The organism is Actinomadura sp. WMMB 499, assembly GCF_008824145.1.
Lineage (GTDB): Bacteria > Actinomycetota > Actinomycetes > Streptosporangiales > Streptosporangiaceae > Spirillospora.
Genome location: NZ_CP044407.1, coordinates 5,831,956 through 5,851,478 on the forward strand (window position 1 = coordinate 5,831,956; position 19,523 = coordinate 5,851,478).

16 protein-coding genes are annotated in these 19,523 nt (G+C 74.0%); 12 read left to right on the forward strand and 4 right to left on the reverse strand.

What is annotated here, in order from left to right; all coding sequences use genetic code 11:
- The first annotated feature begins 3 nt into the window (after window positions 1–3).
- The 4 genes from F7P10_RS26280 to F7P10_RS26295 all read left to right on the forward strand — a co-directional run bounded on the left by F7P10_RS26280 (window position 4) and on the right by F7P10_RS26295 (window position 2,924).
- A complete protein-coding gene (locus F7P10_RS26280) occupies window positions 4–771 on the forward strand; it encodes an SDR family oxidoreductase (protein ID WP_151013156.1) in 768 nt (255 codons plus the stop codon).
- Between the two features lie 52 nt (window positions 772–823).
- Window positions 824–1,783, forward strand: coding sequence for an LLM class F420-dependent oxidoreductase (locus F7P10_RS26285; protein WP_151013158.1), 960 nt, complete (start codon window positions 824–826; stop codon window positions 1,781–1,783).
- A 110-nt stretch (window positions 1,784–1,893) separates the two neighbouring features.
- Entirely contained in the window at window positions 1,894–2,562 is a 669-nt protein-coding gene (locus F7P10_RS26290) for an NAD(P)-dependent oxidoreductase (protein WP_151013160.1), read from the forward strand.
- Between the two features lie 71 nt (window positions 2,563–2,633).
- A complete protein-coding gene (locus F7P10_RS26295; RefSeq protein ID WP_151013162.1) occupies window positions 2,634–2,924 on the forward strand; it encodes a Fe-S cluster assembly protein HesB in 291 nt (96 codons plus the stop codon).
- Between the two features lie 91 nt (window positions 2,925–3,015).
- On the opposite strand, the gene F7P10_RS26300 is transcribed toward F7P10_RS26295, so the two are convergent.
- The 3 genes from F7P10_RS26300 to F7P10_RS26310 are packed head-to-tail and all read right to left on the reverse strand — an operon-like array spanning window position 3,016 to window position 5,394.
- The gene (locus tag F7P10_RS26300) at window positions 3,016–3,228 is read right to left on the reverse strand and encodes a hypothetical protein (protein ID WP_151013164.1); all 213 of its coding nucleotides are present in this window, start codon (window positions 3,226–3,228) and stop codon (window positions 3,016–3,018) included.
- Between the two features lie 13 nt (window positions 3,229–3,241).
- Window positions 3,242–4,342 carry a hypothetical protein gene (locus F7P10_RS26305; protein WP_176611662.1) on the reverse strand — a complete coding sequence of 367 codons (1,101 nt, stop codon included), beginning with the start codon at window positions 4,340–4,342 and terminating at the stop codon, window positions 3,242–3,244.
- Window positions 4,339–5,394, reverse strand: coding sequence for a phosphotransferase family protein (locus tag F7P10_RS26310; RefSeq protein ID WP_151013166.1), 1,056 nt, complete (start codon window positions 5,392–5,394; stop codon window positions 4,339–4,341). The genes F7P10_RS26305 and F7P10_RS26310 overlap by 4 nt, the downstream gene beginning before the upstream one ends.
- Window positions 5,395–5,489: 95 nt before the next feature.
- Between F7P10_RS26310 and F7P10_RS26315 the strand changes: the two genes are divergently transcribed.
- From F7P10_RS26315 to F7P10_RS42685, 6 genes are all read left to right on the forward strand, one after another.
- Window positions 5,490–6,143 carry an MBL fold metallo-hydrolase gene (locus F7P10_RS26315; protein WP_151013167.1) on the forward strand — a complete coding sequence of 218 codons (654 nt, stop codon included), beginning with the start codon at window positions 5,490–5,492 and terminating at the stop codon, window positions 6,141–6,143.
- Complete coding sequence (locus tag F7P10_RS26320; RefSeq protein ID WP_254716027.1) at window positions 6,140–6,817, forward strand: HAD family hydrolase; 678 nt, start codon at window positions 6,140–6,142, stop codon at window positions 6,815–6,817. Before F7P10_RS26315 ends, F7P10_RS26320 begins: the two co-directional genes overlap by 4 nt.
- Window positions 6,818–6,954: 137 nt before the next feature.
- Entirely contained in the window at window positions 6,955–7,155 is a 201-nt protein-coding gene (locus F7P10_RS26325) for a PspC domain-containing protein (protein ID WP_151013169.1), read from the forward strand.
- A 98-nt stretch (window positions 7,156–7,253) separates the two neighbouring features.
- Entirely contained in the window at window positions 7,254–11,369 is a 4,116-nt protein-coding gene (locus F7P10_RS26330; protein WP_151013171.1) for a hypothetical protein, read from the forward strand.
- A 42-nt stretch (window positions 11,370–11,411) separates the two neighbouring features.
- A complete protein-coding gene (locus F7P10_RS26335) occupies window positions 11,412–11,783 on the forward strand; it encodes a hypothetical protein (RefSeq protein ID WP_218040145.1) in 372 nt (123 codons plus the stop codon).
- A gap of 50 nt (window positions 11,784–11,833) precedes the next feature.
- Complete coding sequence (locus tag F7P10_RS42685; RefSeq protein ID WP_176611664.1) at window positions 11,834–12,367, forward strand: hypothetical protein; 534 nt, start codon at window positions 11,834–11,836, stop codon at window positions 12,365–12,367.
- Here F7P10_RS42685 and lysX read toward each other — a convergent pair.
- On the reverse strand, window positions 12,364–15,732 hold the full coding sequence (gene lysX / locus F7P10_RS26345; RefSeq protein WP_151013173.1) for a bifunctional lysylphosphatidylglycerol synthetase/lysine--tRNA ligase LysX: 3,369 nt from the start codon (window positions 15,730–15,732) through the stop codon (window positions 12,364–12,366). The two genes, F7P10_RS42685 and lysX, sit on opposite strands and share 4 nt — an antisense overlap.
- Window positions 15,733–15,905: 173 nt before the next feature.
- Between lysX and F7P10_RS44625 the strand changes: the two genes are divergently transcribed.
- Both F7P10_RS44625 and F7P10_RS43475 read left to right on the forward strand, forming a co-directional pair.
- Complete coding sequence (locus F7P10_RS44625; protein ID WP_254716028.1) at window positions 15,906–17,786, forward strand: serine/threonine-protein kinase; 1,881 nt, start codon at window positions 15,906–15,908, stop codon at window positions 17,784–17,786.
- A 3-nt stretch (window positions 17,787–17,789) separates the two neighbouring features.
- Window positions 17,790–19,511, forward strand: coding sequence for a serine/threonine-protein kinase (locus tag F7P10_RS43475; RefSeq protein WP_254716029.1), 1,722 nt, complete (start codon window positions 17,790–17,792; stop codon window positions 19,509–19,511).
- The last annotated feature ends 12 nt before the right edge of the window (window positions 19,512–19,523 follow it).

Below are 19,523 nucleotides of genomic sequence, written 5' to 3' on the forward strand. Positions count from 1 at the left end.
CGGATGCGGACTGGACTGGAAGGCAAGACCGCCCTGGTCACCGGGGCGTCCCGGGGCATCGGAAAGGCGATCGCCGCCGCGCTGGTGGCCGAGGGCGCCAACGTCGTGCTCTCCTCCCGCAAGCAGGAGGGGCTGGACGAGGCGGCCAAGGAGATCCTCGCCGCCCATCCGGACGCGCGGGTGCTGGCCAAGGCCGCCCACGTCGGCGACGCCGAGCAGGCCGCCGCCTGCGTGGACGCCACGATCGCCGAGTTCGGCGGGCTCGACGTCCTGGTCAACAATGCCGGGACGAACCCGTACTTCGGCCCGATGGTCGACATCGAGCCGTCCGCCGCCGCGAAGACCGTCGAGGTCAACCAGTTCTCCATCGTCTCGTGGACGAACCTCGCCTGGAAGCGCGCCATGCAGGAGCACGGCGGCTCGATCATCAACATCGCGTCCGTCGGCGGCATGGTCACCGAGCACGGCATCGGCTACTACAACGCCACCAAGTCGGCCGTCATCCACCTCAGCCGCCAGTTCGCCATGGAGCTGGCGCCGAAGGTGCGGGTCAACTGCATCGCGCCGGGCCTCGTTAAGACGCACCTGGCGCGCGGGCTCTGGGAGGGCAACGAGGAGGCGATCAGCAAGCACATGCCGCTCGGCCGCCTCGGCGTGCCCGAGGACATCGCCACCGCCGCCGTCTTCCTCGCCGGCGACACCGCCTCCTGGATGACCGGCCAGACCCTGGTCGTGGACGGTGGCAGCACCATCCGGCCCTCGATCGCCTGACCGCCGGCCGCCGCCCGCCCGCCGCCCCGCCGCCCCGCCGATAGGAGCCCACATGTCTCGCTGGGGACTGACCATTCCGCTTTCCGGGCCGCTGGCCGAGCAGCGCGAGATCATCGCGAGCCTGCCCGGCCTCGGCTACACCGACGCGTGGTCCGCCGAGACGAACGGCAGCGACGCGTTCACCCCGCTGGCCCTCGCCTCCCAGTGGGCGCCCGAGCTGCGCCTCGGCCCCGCGATCGTCCCGGTCTACACGCGCGGCCCCGCCCTGCTCGCCCAGCAGGCCGCGACCCTCGCCGGCCTCGCGCCCGGACGGTTCGTCATGGGCATCGGGACGTCGTCGGACACGATCGTCGAGCGCTGGAACGGCATCCCGTTCGAGGAACCGTACAAGCGCGTCCGCGACACCGTCCGTTTCCTGCGCAAGGCCCTGGCCGGTGAGAAGGTCAAGGAGGAGTACGACACCTTCGCGGTCAAGGGCTTCAAGCTCGAGAACGCGCCCGCGACCCCGCCCCCGATCGTCCTGGCGGCCCTGCGGCCGGGCATGCTGCGCCTCGCCGCCCGCGAGGCCGACGGCGCCATCACCAACTGGCTGGCGCCCAAGGACGTCCGGACGGTCCGGTCCGAGCTCGGCGACGACCCCGAGCTGATCGCCCGCCTGTTCGTCTGCCCGAGCGACGACGCCGCCGAGGCCCGCGCCATCGGCCGCTGGATGATCGCCGCCTACATGACGGTGCCCGTCTACCGCGCCTTCCACGAGTGGCTCGGCCGCGGCGAGGCCCTGTCCGCGATGAACGAGGCGTGGGCCGCCGGGGACCGCAAGAAGGCCCTCGAGGTCATCCCGGACGAGGTCGTCGACGACCTGATCGTGCACGGATCGCCCGCCGACTGCCGCGCCCGGATCCGCGAGTACGTCGACAACGGCCTCACGACGCCCGTCGTCGCGGTCGTCCCGACGAAGAGCGGCCCGTCCGTGCCCGACGCGGTGAAGGCCCTGGCGCCGACCGCCGGGTAGCGCGACCCGCACGACCGAGCGGGAGCCGGCCGCACGGCCGGCTCCCGCTCGCCGTTCGCCCTCGCCGCGCCCGATGTCACACTCGCGGGCGGCTCCGCCTCTCAGGAGGCATGAAGCTCACGATCATCGCCGCCACGGGCGGCACCGGACGGATCCTGGTCGACCTCGCCCTCGCCGCGGGGCACGACGTGACCGCGGTGGCCCGGCGGCCCCGCGACCTGCCCGACGAGGTACGGACCGTCCGGGCCGACATGCAGGACGACCCCGACCTGCGGCCCGCGCTCGAAGGCGCCGACGCGGTCTTCTCCTGCCTCGGCCCCCGCAGCAAGGCGGAGGCCGTGGCCCGGACCTGCGCGAAGGGGACCGCGGCCGCCATCACGGGGATGCGGGCCACCGGGGTCCGCCGGCTCATCGTGATCAGCTCGGAGTCGATGACCGTCGTGCCGTCGCCGGACCGGCCCAACCCGCCGAAGCACGACCCCGGCGAGGGCTTCCTCCTGCGCCACGTCGTCGGGCCCCCCGCGCGGAAGTACTTCCTGCGCGAGCAGTACGCCGACCTCGGCGTGATGGAGGACGCCGTCCGCGCCAGCGGCCTCGACTGGACGATCGCGCGCCCCGCCCTCCTCGTCGACCGTCCCCCGAGGGGCACCTACCGGACGGCCGTCGACCGCAAGCCCAAGGGCGGCTTCCGGATCGCCCGCGCCGACCTCGCCGAGTTCATGCTCGGGTGCCTCACCAGGGACGAGACGATCGGCCAGGCGATCAGCCTCAACTACTGATCGGTGTTTAGCGGCCGGGACGAGTGGGGAGGGAGGGCGGGATCCATGCATACGACGAGTAGGAGCTGATCGTGCTCACGCTGACTAGCGGCGCGGTGCAGGTCATCCGCAACGTGACCGCCAATCCCGAGCTGCCGCCCGAGACCGGGATCCGGATCGAGTCCGGCATCGACGGCTCGGACGCGCTGCGGCTGTCGGTCGCGTCCGCGCCGGAGGCCGGCGACCAGGTCGTCGAGGAGGAGGGCGCGAAGGTGTACCTCGAGCCGTCGGCGGCGCAGCTGCTGGACGACAAGACGCTCGACGCCCAGGTGGACCCCCAGGGCGACGTGGCGTTCACCATCGCGGAGGGAACCGCGACCTGAACGGATCGGCGACGGGCCGGGACGCGCGCCGCGCGTCCCGGCCCGTGCGCTTTCCGCGCGTCCTGCGAGGTCGGTGCGGCCGGGGCCGGTGTCAGGCCGCCGCGAGGAGCAGGACGACCGCGACGGCGGCGGCGATGGTGGTCAGCACGAGGAACGCCGCGACGATCGCGCAGCCGAGGCCGCGCGGCTGGTCGCGCCAGGTCCCGTAGCGGTCGCGCACCTGCCGGTCCAGTTCGTCGCGGTCCAGTTCGTCGCGGTCCGGTTCGTCGCGGCCGATCGCCTCGCCCTCGGGGTCGTCGGTCACGCGGCCCAGTGTGTCAGCCGAACGACGGGTGCGGGCCGAGTGCCCAGTATTCGAAGAGCCCGTGGCCGGTCGTCCCGTCCGCGTACTCGTAGCGGGCGACGGAGTCGACCATGCCCCACATGCGCGCGGCGTCGTCCGGGTCGCGGGTGTCGAGCGTGACGCCCTGCACCTTGAGGTCGGGCCCCTGGTACATGCCGTGCTTCCAGTCGGGTTCGAGGCCGTAGCCGGTGCCGACCATCAGGTGGACGGGCAGGATCGGCGTCGCGGTGACCGTGAACGGGGTGCCGTTCGGCGGCGCGAACGCGATCGCGGCGGTGACGACCTCGCGGGTGCCGGGCTTGTAGACGGGCCGGTACTCGGGACGTCCCAGGTACTCGGGCTCGCGGGACGGGTCCTCCCACACGCGCGTGGCCTCTTCGAGCACGCGGCGTCCCTGCTCGTCCTCCTGGACGATGCAGAGGATCGAGTGGTCGTCGAACTGCATCGGCGCGTACATCCAGTAGAACGTGCCTGCGTTCTTCGACTGGATGCCGGGCGGTTCGGGCTCGCCGACGGGACGCACGCCCCACGAGCGGTCGCGGGAGCCCTTCCACACGTCCGGGGTGACCTCGACGCGCTCGTGCTCGCCGCGTTCGTCCCCGATCGTGATGTGGCCCGTCCAGCGGCCGGTCTGCGCGATGCGGCGGGAGTCGAACATGACGCGCTCCTGCCAGCGCAGGTAGTGCGGGGGTTCGAGGGTCGCGGGGATCGCGCCGTCCCAGGTGAGGTCGAACGAGAGCCCGTGCTCGGTGGGGTCCAGGACGACGCGGAGCCGCTTCAGCCCCTCGAGGACCTCGACGCGGAACGGCCCGACGGTCGTGTCCATCCGGTCGGCGCCGAGTTCCCGCGAGGCCCGGACGACGCGGTGCAGCGGCCCGCGCCGGACGACGGCGAACGCGTCCATGACCCCCAGGTTCGGGTACTGGCCGATGCCGATGAGCATCATGAGGTCGTCCGAGGACGGGTGCACGTTGAAGTAGTAGCGGTCGTAGAAGTTCCGGTCGGACGTGGTGACGTGCCGCATCACCTCGGGTGCCTGGTGGACGGGGTAGTCGTCGAGCGGCGAGAGCGTCACGGCGTTCCTTCCAGGATGCGGCCGAGCAGGCGGGTGCAGTTGTTGTCGTAGGGGAACTCGCTGGTCTCGTCGATCCAGCCGAAGTCGATCATCGCCTGCCCGATCCGGGCCATGATCACCGAGAACTTGAAGCCGGACAGGATCTCGTAGAACGCGAGGTTCCGCATCGGACGGCCGAGGAGTTCCTCGTACCGGGCGACGGTGCCGGCGTACGACGGGAAGCCGGGCAGGCGGGGCACGCCGATGCCGTCGCAGTGGTGCCGGTCGATGAACATGAACCAGGCGAGGTCCTCCTCCGGGGCGCCGAGCACCGCGTTCTCCCAGTCCAGGACCGCGACGGGGGCACCCCGGTCGAACACGACGTTGCCGATGCGGGAGTCGCCCCAGAGCAGGACGGGCGGGTCCGGCTCGTCCGGCCGGTTCGCGCGGAGCCAGCCGAGGGCCTTCAGCGCGATGTCCTGCGGGCCCGGATAGGCCCAGTGCAGGTAGTGCTCGTAGTAGTTGAGCCGCTGGTCGAGGCCGGTGGCGCCCCACGCGGGCTGGTCGAGGAAGCCGAGGTCGAGGGCCCCGGCGTCCAGCCGGTGCAGCCGGGCGAGGACGTCGAGGGTCGACCACCACATCGCGGCCCGCTCGTCCTCGCCGATCTCGGTGACCCAGCCGTCCATGTGGTACGGGGGCATGTCGGTCGGGACGCGGCCGTCCACGCGGGCCATCACGAAGAACGGGGCGCCGAGGACGTCGGGGGACGGCTCCCACCAGTGGACGGCCGGGACGGGCAGGTCGGTGCGCTCCGCGAGAACGCGCATCAGGCGGTACTGCTCCTCGAAGCGCGGTTCGGGGAACACCTGGTAGTGGACGGGCGCGACGCGGGCGACGCACGGGTGCAGGGCGCCGTCCGGCGTCTGCGCGTCGAACATGAGCGTCTCGCTGGAGAAGCCGCTGGTCTCGGGTGTGTCGAGGTGGGGGACTCGGGCGCCGGGCAGGTGCCGCTGCAGCCACTGCGCCAGGGTGCGCCGGGTGGCCTCGGGGTCGCGCTGGGTGGGAACGGGCATGCCGCCTCCTGGCTCGCAACCAAAGTGGAACGTGTTCTATCAACGCTCCCGGGGGCGGTCAATGGGCGCTTCCCGGTGCGTGGGAAAATCGACCGATGCGCCTCACCAAGCTCGGGCACGCATGTGTCCAGATCAGCAAGGACGACCGCACGATCGTCATCGACCCCGGCGCGTTCAGCACCGGGGCGGAGGACGCCCTCGCGGGCGCCGACGCGGTCCTGATCACGCACGAGCACTTCGACCACTTCGACGCCGACGCGCTGCGCAAGGCCGTGGCCGCGCGCCCGACCCTGGAGGTCTGGACGTCCCGCGTGGTCGCCGAGAACCTCGCCGACCTGGGCGGACGCGTCCACCAGGTGGGTCACGGGGACGCGGTGACGGTCGCCGGGTTCGACGTCCACGTGTACGGCGAGGACCACGAGATCCTGCACCCGGACGTCCCGCCGATCCCGAACACGGGGTTCCTGATCGACGGGGAGATCTTCCACCCGGGCGACGCGCTGACCGTCCCGGGCGAGCATGTCCGGACGCTCTGCCTGCCGGGGAACGCCCCGTGGCTGAAGGCGCCCGAGATGTTCAACTACGTCCGCGAGGTCCGTCCCGACCGCGCGTACGCCATCCATGACGGCCTGCTGAACGACATCGGCCTCACGGTCATGAACAACAACGCGACCAAGGCGCTCGAGGAGATCGACAGGACGTACACCCGGCTCGCCCCGGGCGAGTCCGTGGAGCTGGACGGCGCGTGATCGAGCACCCCCCGACCCCCCGGACCGTCCAGGCCGTCTTCTTCGACATCGGGGAGACGCTGATCAACGAGGGGGAGATCTACGGGCGCTGGGCCGACTGGCTCGGCGTCCCCAGGCACACGTTCCTCGCCAAGCTGGGCGCGCTCCTCGCCACCGGCGGGACCCACCTGGACCTGCTGGAGTACTTCCGTCCCGGCTTCGACCTCGAAGCGGAGCAGAAGGCCCGGCGCGAAGCGGGCGTCCCCAACGGGTTCGGCCCGGACGACCTGTACCCGGACGCGCGCGCGTGTCTCACCGGCCTGCGCGAGCAGGGCCTGTTCGTGGGCATCGCCGGGAACCAGCCGGTCGAGGCCGCCGAGCAGATGGAGGCGCTCGGGCTCGACGCCGACGTCATCGGCATATCGGACGTGTGGGGCGTGCAGAAGCCGTCGCACGAGTTCTTCGAACGCTGCGCGCAACTCGCGGACGTCCTGCCCGAGCACGTCCTGTACGTGGGCGACCGCATCGACAACGACGTCCGTCCGGCCGTCGCCTTCGGAATGCGCGCCGCGTTCCTCAGGCGCGGCCCGTGGGGCCATATCCACGACGACGACCCCATCTTGCGCGAATGCCAATTCGTCCTGGACGACCTCGCGGGACTTCCTGACCTCGTGCACCGCGCCAACAACCCTTAAGGGACTCCCCCTACTCCGCGAGTAGGGGGAAGAACCGCTCCATCGGCTGATGTGGCCTCGCCGTCCGGTTTCTAGCTTGGTGAGTAACGGGCAAGGCGCCCGTGTTCATCAGTCGAGGAATCGGGGAGAGAGAACCCATGAACGGCCTTTACCGCCCGCGCAACCGCATGATCGCCGGTGTCTGTGCGGGGCTCGCCCGCAGGTTCGGCATGTCGCCCTTCACCGTGCGGCTGCTGTTCGTGCTGTCCTGCCTCCTGCCCGGCCCGCAGTTCGTCGTCTACATCGTGCTGTGGATCATGATGCCGAACGAGGACCGGCACATGGCCCGCAGCCACTGAAGGCGGCCACCGACAAGATCATCGATACGGCTCGACCGGCCCGCCCGGGTAGGTGTTAGATCGGTGGACACGATTCCACGGGCAGGGAGGGGACGGCCGTGTCGCAGGAGGGCCCGGTCCCCGCGCCGGAGCGCGAGCGCGCCGCCCGCCTCCTGAGCCGGCTGCGCGACCTGGCCCGCGCCCGCCGCGACCCCGCCGCGCACCGGCGCGTCCACTGGCTGGCCGAACTGCCCGGCGACGTCTACGTCGAGACCGACGCCGGGCCCGGCGACGTCCTGTTCAGCCTGCCGGTCATCCCGCTGACGCCCCCGGCGGTGCTGGCGGAGTTCGACGGCTGGCTCGCGCTCCGCCATTGGTACCGGCTGCTGCGCGACCTCGCCGAGGGCGAGGGCGACGACGAGGTCGTCCTCGGCACGGGCCTGCTGTCGTGGCGTCCCGCGCACGGCCCGCCCGTCCACGACCACCTGCTGTCCACCCCGGTGCGGATCGCCGTGGACGCCCGCACCGAGCGCGTCGACGTCGTCCTCACCGGCCCCGTCACGCTCCGCGACGCCGAGGTGCTCGCGGGCCGCCCCGGCTTCCGGGGAGCGCACCGGGCCGCGGGCGCCGTCCGCGACGGCCACGGGTTCGGCCTGCACGCCTCCGCCGCCGACGTCCTGCGCGAATGGTGCGGCGGCGCGCTCGTCGGAGCCGTCGACTTCCGCACCGGCTGGACGCCCGACGAGACCGGCACGCCCGTCCCGCAGGTCCGGCTCGCGCCCGCGCTCGTCGTCCGCCCGCCCGGCCGGGAGGCGGTCGCCCGCTACCACGAGCGGATGCTCGAACTGCTGGACGACGGCGTCCCGGCGGGCCTCGCGCGCTTCGTCACCCCGGGCCGGTCGCCGCAGGTCATGCGCGTCCCCGAACGCGCCCCCGGCACGGTCCCCGACCTGCTGGAGGGCCTGCTCGTCCGGGGCCGCCGGGTGCTGGTCGCCACGCCCGGCCGCACCGCCCTGCACGCCGCGCTCCCGCCCGGACTCGCCGCCCTCACCGCCACCGACCCCGCGGCCGCCCGCACCGCCGTCGAGGCCCTGCGCGCCGCCCCGCCCGACGACCTCGACGACCTCGCCGCCCGCGCCGAGAGCACCGCCCGCGCGGCCGCCGAACTCCGCGACCGCGACCTGCCCGCCCATCGCGAACCGCCCCCCGAACTCGCGTGGCTGCCGCCCCGCCCGGACCTCCCGCCGCCGCCGATCACCGCCCGCGAAGCCGCCGACCTCGTCGCGCTCCTCGCCGCCGAGACCCCCGAGCGGCGCGCCCGTCCCGAACAGCGCGACGCCGACCCCGCCGGGCTGCCCAGCGCCGCCTACGTCCGCACCCTCGTCGACGCCGAACGGGCCGCCGCCGAACGCGCCGGACGCGAGCACTCCGACCTCGCGCGCGTCCTCCGGGACGCCGACGTCACCCTCGTCGCCCGCCTCGACGGCGCCGCCGCCACCGTCGCCGCCGCGCTGCACGACCTCGGCCTCGACGGGCACCCCGGCGGCTGGAACCCCGCCGACCTGGCCGTCCGCGCCTTCGCCGACGCGCTCGCCGAGCGCCGCCCGGCCGTCTGGGCGCGCGTCACCGAGATGGCCTCCCGCGCCGGCTGGGCGGAACGCGCCCTCGCGGGCATGGGCGGCCGCCGCGTCGAACTCCCCCCGGGCGAACTGCACCTCCGGCGCCTCGCCGGCGTCGCCCAGGACCTCCGCACCTACCTCGCCGACGGCGGCACCCTCAAGCGCGGCCCGCTGCGCTCCCAGCCGCAACGCCAGGCGGAGATCCTCCTGCAGTACGCGACCGTGGACGGCGAACCGCCCACCACGCCCGAACTCCTCGACCTGGTCTTCACCGACCTCATGGTCCGGATGACCTGCCAGGAACTCCAGTACGTGTGGGAGGCCGCCGGGATCAGCTTCCCCGCCGACCTCCCGCCCGCCGAACGCGTCGACAGGTTCGTGCGCGCACACGCCCGCCTGGCCCGCCTGCACGAGATCCTGCCCGCGATCCAGGAGACGAGAGAACTCCTCGCCGGGCTGAACATCCCGCTGAACCACCCCCTGCAATGGCACGGGTACACGACCGCGCTCCGGCAGGCCCTCGAAGGACTCGGCGTCAACCGCGCCGCCGCCGACCTCGACGCCCTGCGCGACTCCATCGGCCCCCTCGACCCCGCCGACCCGCCCGAACTCGCCGCCGCGCTCGCCGCGATCGACGCCCGCGACGCCGACGCCTACGGGCACGCGCTCGCCGCGCTCGCCGAGGCCCGCCGCGAGCGGGCCCTGCAGGTCCGCTGCGGCGAACTGCTCGAACGCGTCCGCGCCGTCCACCCCGACCTCGCCCACCTCCTCGCCGCCACCGACGGCGACGAGGCCTGGCACGCGCGCGTCCGGCACTGGGACGACGCGTGGGCGTGGGCCCGCGGCGCGGGCCTCTCCCCGGCCGAGGAACGGCACCGCGCGACCCTTGCAGCAGCCGAACGGGACGCGACCCTCGCAGCCGCCGAACTCGCCGCCGCGCGTGCCCGCACGGCCGCCCGCGCGCGCCTGCAGGCCGCCTCCCCCGACCCGGTGGACGTCGTCCCCGCGTGGATCCTGCCGCTGTGGCGCATCCCCGAGGTCCTGCCCCCGCATGCCGACGCCTTCGACGCGGTCATCCTCGACGGCGAACAGGGCGCGGGCGCCGAGGCCCTGTTCGTCCTGTGGCTCGCACCCCGCACGATCCTCGTGGGCGAAGCCGTCCCCGAACTCCCGCCCCCCGACGCCCCCGTCCCCGAGGGCCCCCTCGTCGATGGGGCGCCGGACCTGCCGTCGGCGACGGCCCCGCTGTTCACGATCCTGACCGGCGAGCCGTCCGGGGGCCCGGCACCGCGCGAGGTCCCGGCGCCGCGCGCGGGGGCCGGATCCGAAGCGCGCGCCGCGTCCGAGCCCGATCCCGTCGGGCAACGCGGCGATCTCGCCGCTCACAGCAGCGCCGCCCCACGCGGGGGCGCCGCCCCGCCCGGACCCGTCACCCCACGCACGGCTCGTGAGCCGCGCGCGGGCGGCGACCCACGAGCGAGAGGCGCCCACCCGCCCGCAGGCGGCAACCCACGCGCGGGCGGCGCCGATCCACGCGCGGGCGCCACCCCACGTGCGGGTGGCGTCGAGCCGCGTGGGGGTGGTGAGCCGCGCGCAGATGGTGAACCGCGTGGGGGCGTCGAACCACGTGCGAGTGGTGCCGAGCCGGGCGCGGGCGGCACCCCACGTGCGGGCGGCGTCGAGCCGCGTGGGGTGGTGAGCCGCGCGCAGATGGTGAACCGCGTGGGGGCGTCGAACCACGTGCGAGTGGTGCCGAGCCGGGCGCGGGCGGCACCCCACGTGCGGGCGGCGTCGAGCCGCGTGGGGGTGGTGAGCCGCGCGCAGATGGTGAACCGCGTGGGGGCGTCGAACCACGTGCGAGTGGTGCCGAGCCGGGCGCGGGCGGCACCCCACGTGCGGGCGGCGTCGAGCCGCGTGGGGGTGGTGAGCCGCGCGCAGATGGTGAACCGCGTGGGGGCGTCGAACCACGTGCGAGTGGTGCCGAGCCGGGCGCGGGCGGCACCCCACGTGCGGGTGGCGTCGAGCCGCGTGGGGGTGGTGAGCCGTGCGCAGATGGTGAACCGCGTGGGGGCGTCGAACCACGTGCGAGTGGTGCCGATCCGGGCGCGGGTGACTCACGCGCGGGTGGTGACCCACGTGCGGGTGGGGCCGGCCCGGGGGCGGGTGGTGGATCACGCGGGGCTGGTGAACCGCGTGGAGGTGGTGAGCCGCGCGCGGAGCGGGGCGAGACGGGCGTGGGGCGCGGTGGGCCGGGTGCGGACGGGGGGCCGCGGGTTCGGCGGGGGCGGTCGATCGCGACGTACAAGCGGCCGGAGTTGCTCGAGATCATCCGGCATGTCGCGGGGCGGGAGCCGGACTTGGGCGACGATCAGCTCATCGAGTTGGTGGGGCGGCTGCTGGGGTGCCCGGAGGACGAGGCGCTGCTCGTCGGCGCGCGGTTGCGGTACGCGGTGGCGGCGTTCCGTGAGGAGACGTAGCGGGCGGTCGACCCTCACGATCGAGACGTTCGACCCGCTTCCGGGCGGATCGGCCGTCGAGGACGAGGCCGCGCGGCTGCTCGCGTTCGCCGCGCCGGATGCCGACCACGAGATCCGGGTCGCGCCGGTAGCCGGATAAATGCGATGTGCGCCGTCGGGGGCGGATGTCATGATCGTCCGCATGACGACGGAAGAGCTGGTCGAGGTGTGGCGAGGCGTCGTCCGGGGCGACCGCAAGTCCTGGGTGCTGTTCGAGCACGGGACGTGCGTCATCCTGATGGAGCCCGCGGACGACCTGGCCGCGCAGGCCACCGAGCTGCTGCGCGAGTTCGGTCCCGTCCACGCGGGCGGCCCGGCGGGGGACTTCGGCTCGATCGACCTGGACGCCGCGCCGGGCTGGGCCGTCTACGGCCACCACAACGACGTGCTCACCTACGTGGCGCCGGAGGAGCTGGACGAGCCGAGCGACCTCGCCGTGGGGCTTCTCGGGCGGTCCAAGCGGGACCGGGACGGCCGCGAGCTGACGGTCGTCCACGTCGAGGACAAGCGCTGATTTCCCCGATCGGGTCTGCCCCGTCGTAGGGGGAATGTAGAAATGTCCGTGTGATCGGCTGGGACGGGGACGCGCTGGCGCGGCTGCGCGCGGCCGTGGCGCGGGGCGACGGTGCCGCGGGGGCCGCGGTCCTCGCGGGGCGCCCCCTGGAGCCGGTCCTGCAGTACGCGGGCGACGCGCTCATCGCCGCCCTGGAACGGGACGTGCCCGGCGCGGGCGAGCGCGCCCGCGCGTGCCTCGCGGAACTCGGTGCGCGCAGGGGGCCGGGCGATGCCGAACTGGCCGCGGAGCTGGTCGCGGCGCTCGGCGCCCAGGAGTCCGGGCTCCGCCCCCTGCCGGTCGACCTGGGGGCCGTCGCCGCGGCGCTCGACGACCCGGACGGCGGACCCTGGCTGCTCGACCTCGAACGCGGCGACGTCCTGCCCGCCGACGAGGCCGTCCTCGACGGGGAGTGCGGCGGGGACGCGGGCCGGTGGGCGCCCGTCCCGCCGGTCGGGGCACCGGGCGGCGAGGACGAGCGCCGGGGCGCCGCCCGGCGGTGGCTCGCCGAGCAGGGTCTCCGCCCGGTGCCGCGAGGTCTCTAGGACCCCGGGCGGACGAGGGGGAACGGGATCGTCTCGCGGATCGTCCGGCCGGTGAGCGTGATCAGCAGCCGGTCGATGCCCATGCCCATGCCGCCCGCGGGGGGCATGGCGTACTCGAGGGCCCGCAGGAAGTCCTCGTCGAGGTCCATGGCCTCGGGGTCGCCGCCGGCGGCCCGCAGCGACTGCTCGGTGAGGCGGCGGCGCTGCAGGATCGGGTCGATCAGCTCCGAGTACGCGGTGCCGAGTTCGAGGCCGAACACGATGAGGTCCCACTTCTCCGCGAGCCGCGGGTCGTCCCGGTGCGGGCGGGTGAGCGGGGACGTCTCCGCGGGGTAGTCGCGGACGAACGTGGGCGCCTCCAGCCGTTCCTCGACGAGCGCCTCGAACAGCTCCTGGACGACACGGCCCTGCCCCCATTCGGGGTCGAGGTGCAGCCCGTGCCGTTCGGCGTACCCGTGCACGACCTGCCGCGGGGTGTCGGGGGTGACCTCCTCGCCGAGGGCCTCGGAGACGGAGCCGTACACGGTGATCTCGCGCCACGGTTCGGCCAGGTCGTGCTCGACGCCGTCGCGGACGACGATCGTGGTGCCGAGGGCCGCGTTCGCGGCGGCCACGACGAGGGACCGGGTCAGTTCGGCCATCGTGTCGTAGTCGCCGTAGGGCTCGTAGGCCTCCAGCATCGTGAACTCGGGGTTGTGCCGGTTCGACACGCCCTCGTTGCGGAAGTTGCGGTTGAGTTCGTAGACGCGGCCGACGCCGCCGACGAGGAGGCGCTTCAGGTACAGCTCGGGCGCGATCCGCAGGTAGAGCTGCATGTTGTAGGCGTTGATGCGGGTGGTGAACGGGCGGGCGGTGGCGCCGCCGTGGACGGGCTGGAGCATCGGTGTCTCGACCTCCAGGTAGCCGCGGTCGCGCAGGCCGTCGCGGACGGCGGCGATGGCGTCGCCGCGCATCCGCAGCATCCGGCGGGCCTCGTCGTTGACGATGTAGTCGACGTAGCGCTGCCGGACGCGCGCCTCCGGGTCGGAGAGGCCGGCCCGCTTGTCCGGCAGCGGGCGCAGGCACTTGGAGGTCAGGGTCCACTCGGCGGCCCGCACCGACAGTTCGCCGCGCCGGGACGCGACGACCTCGCCGCGCACGCCCACCTGGTCGCCGAGGTCGACGAGGGACTTCCAGCGGCCGAGGGAGTCCCGCCCGAGGGCGTCCTCGGTCAGCATGACCTGCAGGTCGCCGCTCTCGTCGCGGAGGGTGACGAAGATCAGCTTTCCGTGCTCGCGGGACAGCACGACACGCCCGGCGATCGCGACGTCCGCACCGGTCCGCTCGTCCGGGGGGAGGTCCGGGAAGCGGGCGCGGACGTCGGCGACGACGTGGGTGCGGTCGAAGCCCAGCGCGTACGGGTCCATGCCCGCCTCGCGGATCCGGTCGAGCTTCGCGTGCCGGACGCGCTCCTGCTCGGACAGGCGACGCTGCGGCGCGCGCGCGGCGTCGGCCTCCTCTTCTATCTTGCGGACGCTCTCGACGAGGTCGGACGTCGGGACCATCGCGGCCGCGCGGTCGAGCTTCGGCCGGTTCAGGCTCGGCAGGAACCCCTCCGCGCGCGCGTACGCCAGCCCCAGCCGGATCAGGTCGCGGCTCTGCGTGTAGCAGATGAACCGGGGACGCCAGCGCGGCATGTACTTGGCGTTCGACAGGTACAGCGACTCGAGCTGCCAGAACCGGGACGCCAGGGAGAGCAGCCGGTAGTACCCGCGCGCGACGGGGCCCGCGCCGATCTGCGAGCCGCGCTCGAACGCCGAGCGGAGCATCGCGAAGTTCAGCGAGAGCTGCTGCGCGCCGACCAGCGCGGCCTTCTCCGCGAGCTTGGCGACCATGAACTCGTTGAGGCCGTTCTCGGCGGCCCGGTCGCGGCGCATCAGGTCGAGGGACAGCCCGGTGCGGCCCCACGGGACGAAGCTCAGCAGGCCGCGCAGCTTGCCGTCCGCGTCGAACGCCTCGACCATCACGCAGCGCCCGTCGGTGGGGTCGCCGAGGCGGCCGAGCGCCATCGAGAAGCCGCGCTCGGTCTCCTCGCCGCGCCAGTCGTCGGCGCGGCGGGCGAGCCGGGTCATCTCCCAGCCGGGGATCTGCGCGTGCCGCCGGATCCGGACCGTGTACCCGGCGCGCTCGACCCGCCGCACGGCCTGCCGGACCTGCCGCATCTCGCGCCCGTCCAGGCTGAAGTCGGCGAGGTCGATGATCGCCTCGTCGCCCAGTTCGAGGGCGTCGAAGCCGTGCCGCCGGTAGATGTGCGCGGCGCGCTCGCCGACGCTGACCGCGCCGGGGATCCACGCGTGCGCGCGGCACTCCCCCAGCCACGCGTCGATCGCCTGGTCCCACGATTCGGGGTCGCCGAGCGGGTCGCCGCTGGCGAGCGAGACCGACCCCTCCACCCGGTAGGCGATGGCCGCCTTACCGTTCGGTGCGACGATGACGTCCTTGTCGCGGCGCAGCGCGAAGTAGCCCAGGGAATCCTGGTCGCCGTACTCGGCGAGCAGCGCGCGCGCCGACAGCTCTTCCTGCGGGCTGAGGACGGGGTCGCGGCGTCCCGGCTTGAACAGCGCCCAGAACGTGGCGAGCATGAGCCCGGTGCCGAGCACCCACAGGATGACGTCCACCCAGAACGCGACCGAGATGTCGATCGGCCCGCCGGTGACGCGGGGGCCGAGGACGGTCTGCGACACCGCGTAGACGGGATGCGTCCAGAAACCGCCGTTCTCGTCGCGGTCGGTCGCGGTGACCAGGCAGGTGCCGACACCGCAGGTCACGACCAGGAGGGAGGCGAAGACGAGCGCCGCGAGCCGCCGGTTGGCACGGTCCGGCAGCGTGGTGAACTCGCCGCGCGCCGCGACCAGCAACCCGATTGCCGCGAGGTACAGGACGGCCGCGACGGCCACGCCCGGCGGGACGTCCAGATCCGGGTCCAGCAGTTTCGCCAGGACGGCGGTGACGTGCAGCGCCGCGGGCAGGCACAGGACCAGCAGCAGGATCCGCCAGGCCGCCTTCTTGCGCCGCCGCACGCCCATCGACAGCAGGATCCAGACCAGGCCGATGGGGACGCTGGGGAACCAGCCGAGATAGCCGATCCACCGCAAGGCCCAGATGTCGGCCAGCTCAAGGATGAGACCATAGGAGGCCCAGGCGAGCAGTGACAGGATCCCGGAGAGTCGGGTGTACCAGAAGAAGATCGTCGGCGCGGCCTGGACGAGGCGGCGCCACTCGGCGGCCGGCCAGGCCGCGGCCCGTCGCCGGCCGGCCGCGCCGTCCCCGGCGTCCCCGCCGGGCGGGGCCTCCGGGCGGGCGCCGCTACCGTCCCCGGGCGGCACCGCCGGGTGTCCGTCCCGTTCCGGTCTCGTCCGCGGTGACACCTCAGTCGCCCTCCCCGGTCCTGCTCATCCGTGGGCGAACCCCGGCGCCGCCCCGGGCGTCGTACGGGTGGGGGGATGTGGCTTGCAAGCTTGGTCCAAGATTGTCAGCAAAAGTGGATATGGTCGCGGATATGCCAAATGAGCCCAACGGCGAGCGGTTGCTCGCCCGCCGCTACCGACTGGTGACCCAAGTCGGCCGAGGCGGCATGGGGACGGTCTGGCAGGCACACGATGAGGTCCTCGGTCGTGATGTCGCGGTGAAGGAGGTCATCCTCCCGCATGGTCTCACCGATGAGGAACGCGCAGTCCACCACAAGCGCACGTTCCGTGAGGCCCGCACCGCCGCGCGCCTCGGCCACCCCGGCGTCGTCACCGTCTACGACGTCGTGGAGGAGGACGAGCGGCCCTGGATCATCATGGAGCTCATCCGGGCCCGCTCCCTCGATCAGGTGATCAAGCACGACGGGCCGCTCGACCCGCTGCGCGCCGCCGAGATCGGCCGCCAGATGCTCGCCGCCCTCCACGCCGCGCACCAGGCCGGCGTCCTGCACCGCGACGTCAAGCCCAGCAACGTGCTCATCACCGGCACCGGACGGGCGGGCGAGCGCGCCGTCCTCACCGACTTCGGCATCGCCATCGCCGCCGGTGACGCCACCCTCACCCAGACCGGACTGGTCATGGGATCGCCCGCCTACATCGCCCCGGAGCGCGCGCGGGGCCGCAAGGCCGGGCCCGCGTCCGACCTGTGGTCGCTGGGCGTCGCCCTCTACGCGATGGTCCACGGCAAGTCGCCGTTCGAACGCAACGAGCCGATGGCCGCGCTCGTCGCCGTCATCTCCGAGGAGCCCGACCCGCCGGAGAAGGGCGGCCCGCTCGTCCCGGTCATCGAGGGCCTGCTGCGCAAGAACCCCGACCAGCGGATGGACGCGATCGAGGCCGGGGCGCTGCTGGACGAGATCGTCCGCCAGGAGACCATCGACACCCAGCACACGATGGCCGTCGACCCGGCCGCCGCCGAGCCCGCCCCCGGCCCCGCCTACGACCCGGACCCCGCCTACGACCCGGACCCGGCCTACGACCCGGGCCCGGCCCGCGACTCCGCGTCCCCCGGCGCGACCCGGGTGGCCGCGCCCGCCGGGGCGTCCGGCCACGACGCGGGGCGGGGCGGCGCCGGATCGGAGGACACCGCGCGCGACCCGTGGCGCGCGGAACCCGCCGCCCAGGGGACGGGCGGAGCGCAGACCAGGCTGTCGGGCATCCCCGGCCTGGCGCGCCTGCCCGGCAACCGGGCGCCCGCCGGCCGGCCGTCCGGGCCGGGCGGACCCGCCGCCAACCGCAACCTGCTGGTCATCGGCGTCGTCGTGCTGATCGTCATCCTCGTCGTCGCCGGGATCGCGCTCGCGAGCAGCGGCGACGACGAGCCCGCCCGCAACGAGAGCGCGAACACCGCGACGCAGGGCTCGACCGGCGGTCAGAGCGAGGGCGCCGCACCCGTCACGACGCAGCCGCAGACGCCGAGTCAGACCCCGAGCGAGACGCCGAGCACCGGCGTCCCGGCGGGGTTCCGGGAGCACAACGACGACAGCGGCTACAGCATCGCGGTCCCGGACGACTGGACCGGCCCCGAGTCCAAGCAGGGCGGCGACTTCTTCTACTCGCCCGACCGCGGCGCCTACATCCAGATCGACCAGACCGACGACCCCGGCGACAGCGCCCTCGAGGACTGGGAGAACCAGGAGCGGAACGGCCGCGACTGGCCCGGCTACGAGCGGATCAAGATGGCCCCGACCGGCGACCAGCCGCCCGTCCCCGACACCGGCGACGGCGACGAGTCCGCCGACTGGGAGTTCACCTACGACGGCTCGCGCGGCCGGATGCACATCCTCAACCGCGGGTTCGTCGCGAACGGCCACGGCTACGCCATCCTGCTGAGCGCCCCGCACGAGGGCTGGGACGACCTGTTCGCCGAGCTTCGGCCCGTGTACGCGTCGTTCACCCCGGCGGAGGACTGATACGTGGAGGGACGCGTGCTGGCCGGGCGGTACCGGCTGCTCTCGGTCGTCGGCCGCGGCGGCATGGGCACCGTCTGGCGCGCCACCGACGAGACCCTCGACCGCGAGGTCGCCGTCAAGGAGGTCGTGCTCCCCAACGGCCTCGCCGACGACGAGCGCGAGAACCGGCACCGGCGGACGCTGCGCGAGGCGCGCGCGTCCGCGCGGCTCGGCCACCCCGGCGTCGTCACCGTCCACGACGTCGTCGACGAGGACGGCCGCCCCTGGATCGTCATGGAGCTGGTCCGGGGCCGGTCGCTGCAGGACGTCATCGACGCGGACGGGCCGCAGCCGCCGGGCCGCGTCGCCGAGATCGGGCGGCAGGTCATCGGCGCGCTGCGCGCCGCGCACGCCATCGGGATCCTGCACCGCGACGTCAAGCCCGCGAACGTCCTCGTCACCGGCGACGGCCGGGCCGTCCTCACCGACTTCGGGATCGCGCAGGTCGCCGGGGACGCCACCCTCACCGGCACCGGCATGGTGATGGGCTCGCCCGCCTACATGTCGCCCGAGCGGGTGCGGGGCGACGGCGCCCTGCCCGCCTCCGACCTGTGGGCGCTCGGCGCCACCCTCTACGCGGCGTGCGAGGGGCAGGCCCCGCACCACCGCAGCGACGCCATGGCCGTCCTCGCGGCCGTCATGACGATGGACGCGCCGCCGCCGCGCAACGCGGGCCCGCTCGCGCCCGTCCTCGTCGGGCTCCTCGAACGCGACCCGGCCGTCCGGACCGACGCGGCGCGGGCCGAGGAGGCGCTCGCCGCGGTCGCCAACGGCAACGCCGCGGCGCTCGCGGCGGCGGTCGCCGACACGGCGGCCGACAGGGTCGCGGCGAGCGCGGGAGTGGCCGGATCCGGACCGGCCGTCGCGGGCGCCGGCGGCGGGCCGGCCCCCGGCACGGACCCGCGGGGACGCACCGGAACACTCCAGGCCCCCGGGCCGGGGCACTATCCGGGGACGGTCGAGCAGCGGGCCGGCGACACCGGGAACGGCACCGGGAACGGCGGCGGACGGCCCCGGACGCCGCTGGTCGTCGCGGGGGCGCTCGCCGGTGCGGCGGCCGTCGCGGCCGGCGCGTTCTTCCTGTGGCCCGACGGCGGCGCGCCGGGGGCCGGAACCGGCCAGGACCGGCCGCGGGGCCAGGAACCGATCGCGACCACCGGAGCGTCCCAGGCGTCCCCGCACAAGCCGGAGACCACCGCGTCGTCGCAGGTGACGGAGCCGCCGAGCGACCCGGGCCCGGCCGTGCTCCCGCCGAACCTCAAGCGGGGGACGGGCCCCGGCTACACGATCGGCGTCCCGAAGCCCTGGATCCGCAAGGAGCAGAGCCGCGGCGTCGTGTGGACCGACCCCGCGTCCGGCGCGTACGTCCAGGTCGACCCGACGCCGTGGCACGGCAAGCCGTTCCGGCACTGGCAGGTCTGGGAGCAGCAGGCCATCGCCGACGGCAATCTGCGCGCCTACGAGCGGGTTTCCCTCACCCACAGCACCGTCGCCGGGTACCCGGCGGCCGACATCGAGTTCACCTGGATCCGCGCCGGCGAGACCACCCGGGCCCGTGACCGGGGGGTGATCATCAACGGACGGTCGTACGCGATCGTGGTCGCGCTTCCGGCCTCCCAGTGGAACGAGAAGAGGACTCTCGTGAAGAATGTCCTCGACACGTTCCGTCCCACGGGGGTGGGATGAGCGACGGGGGGA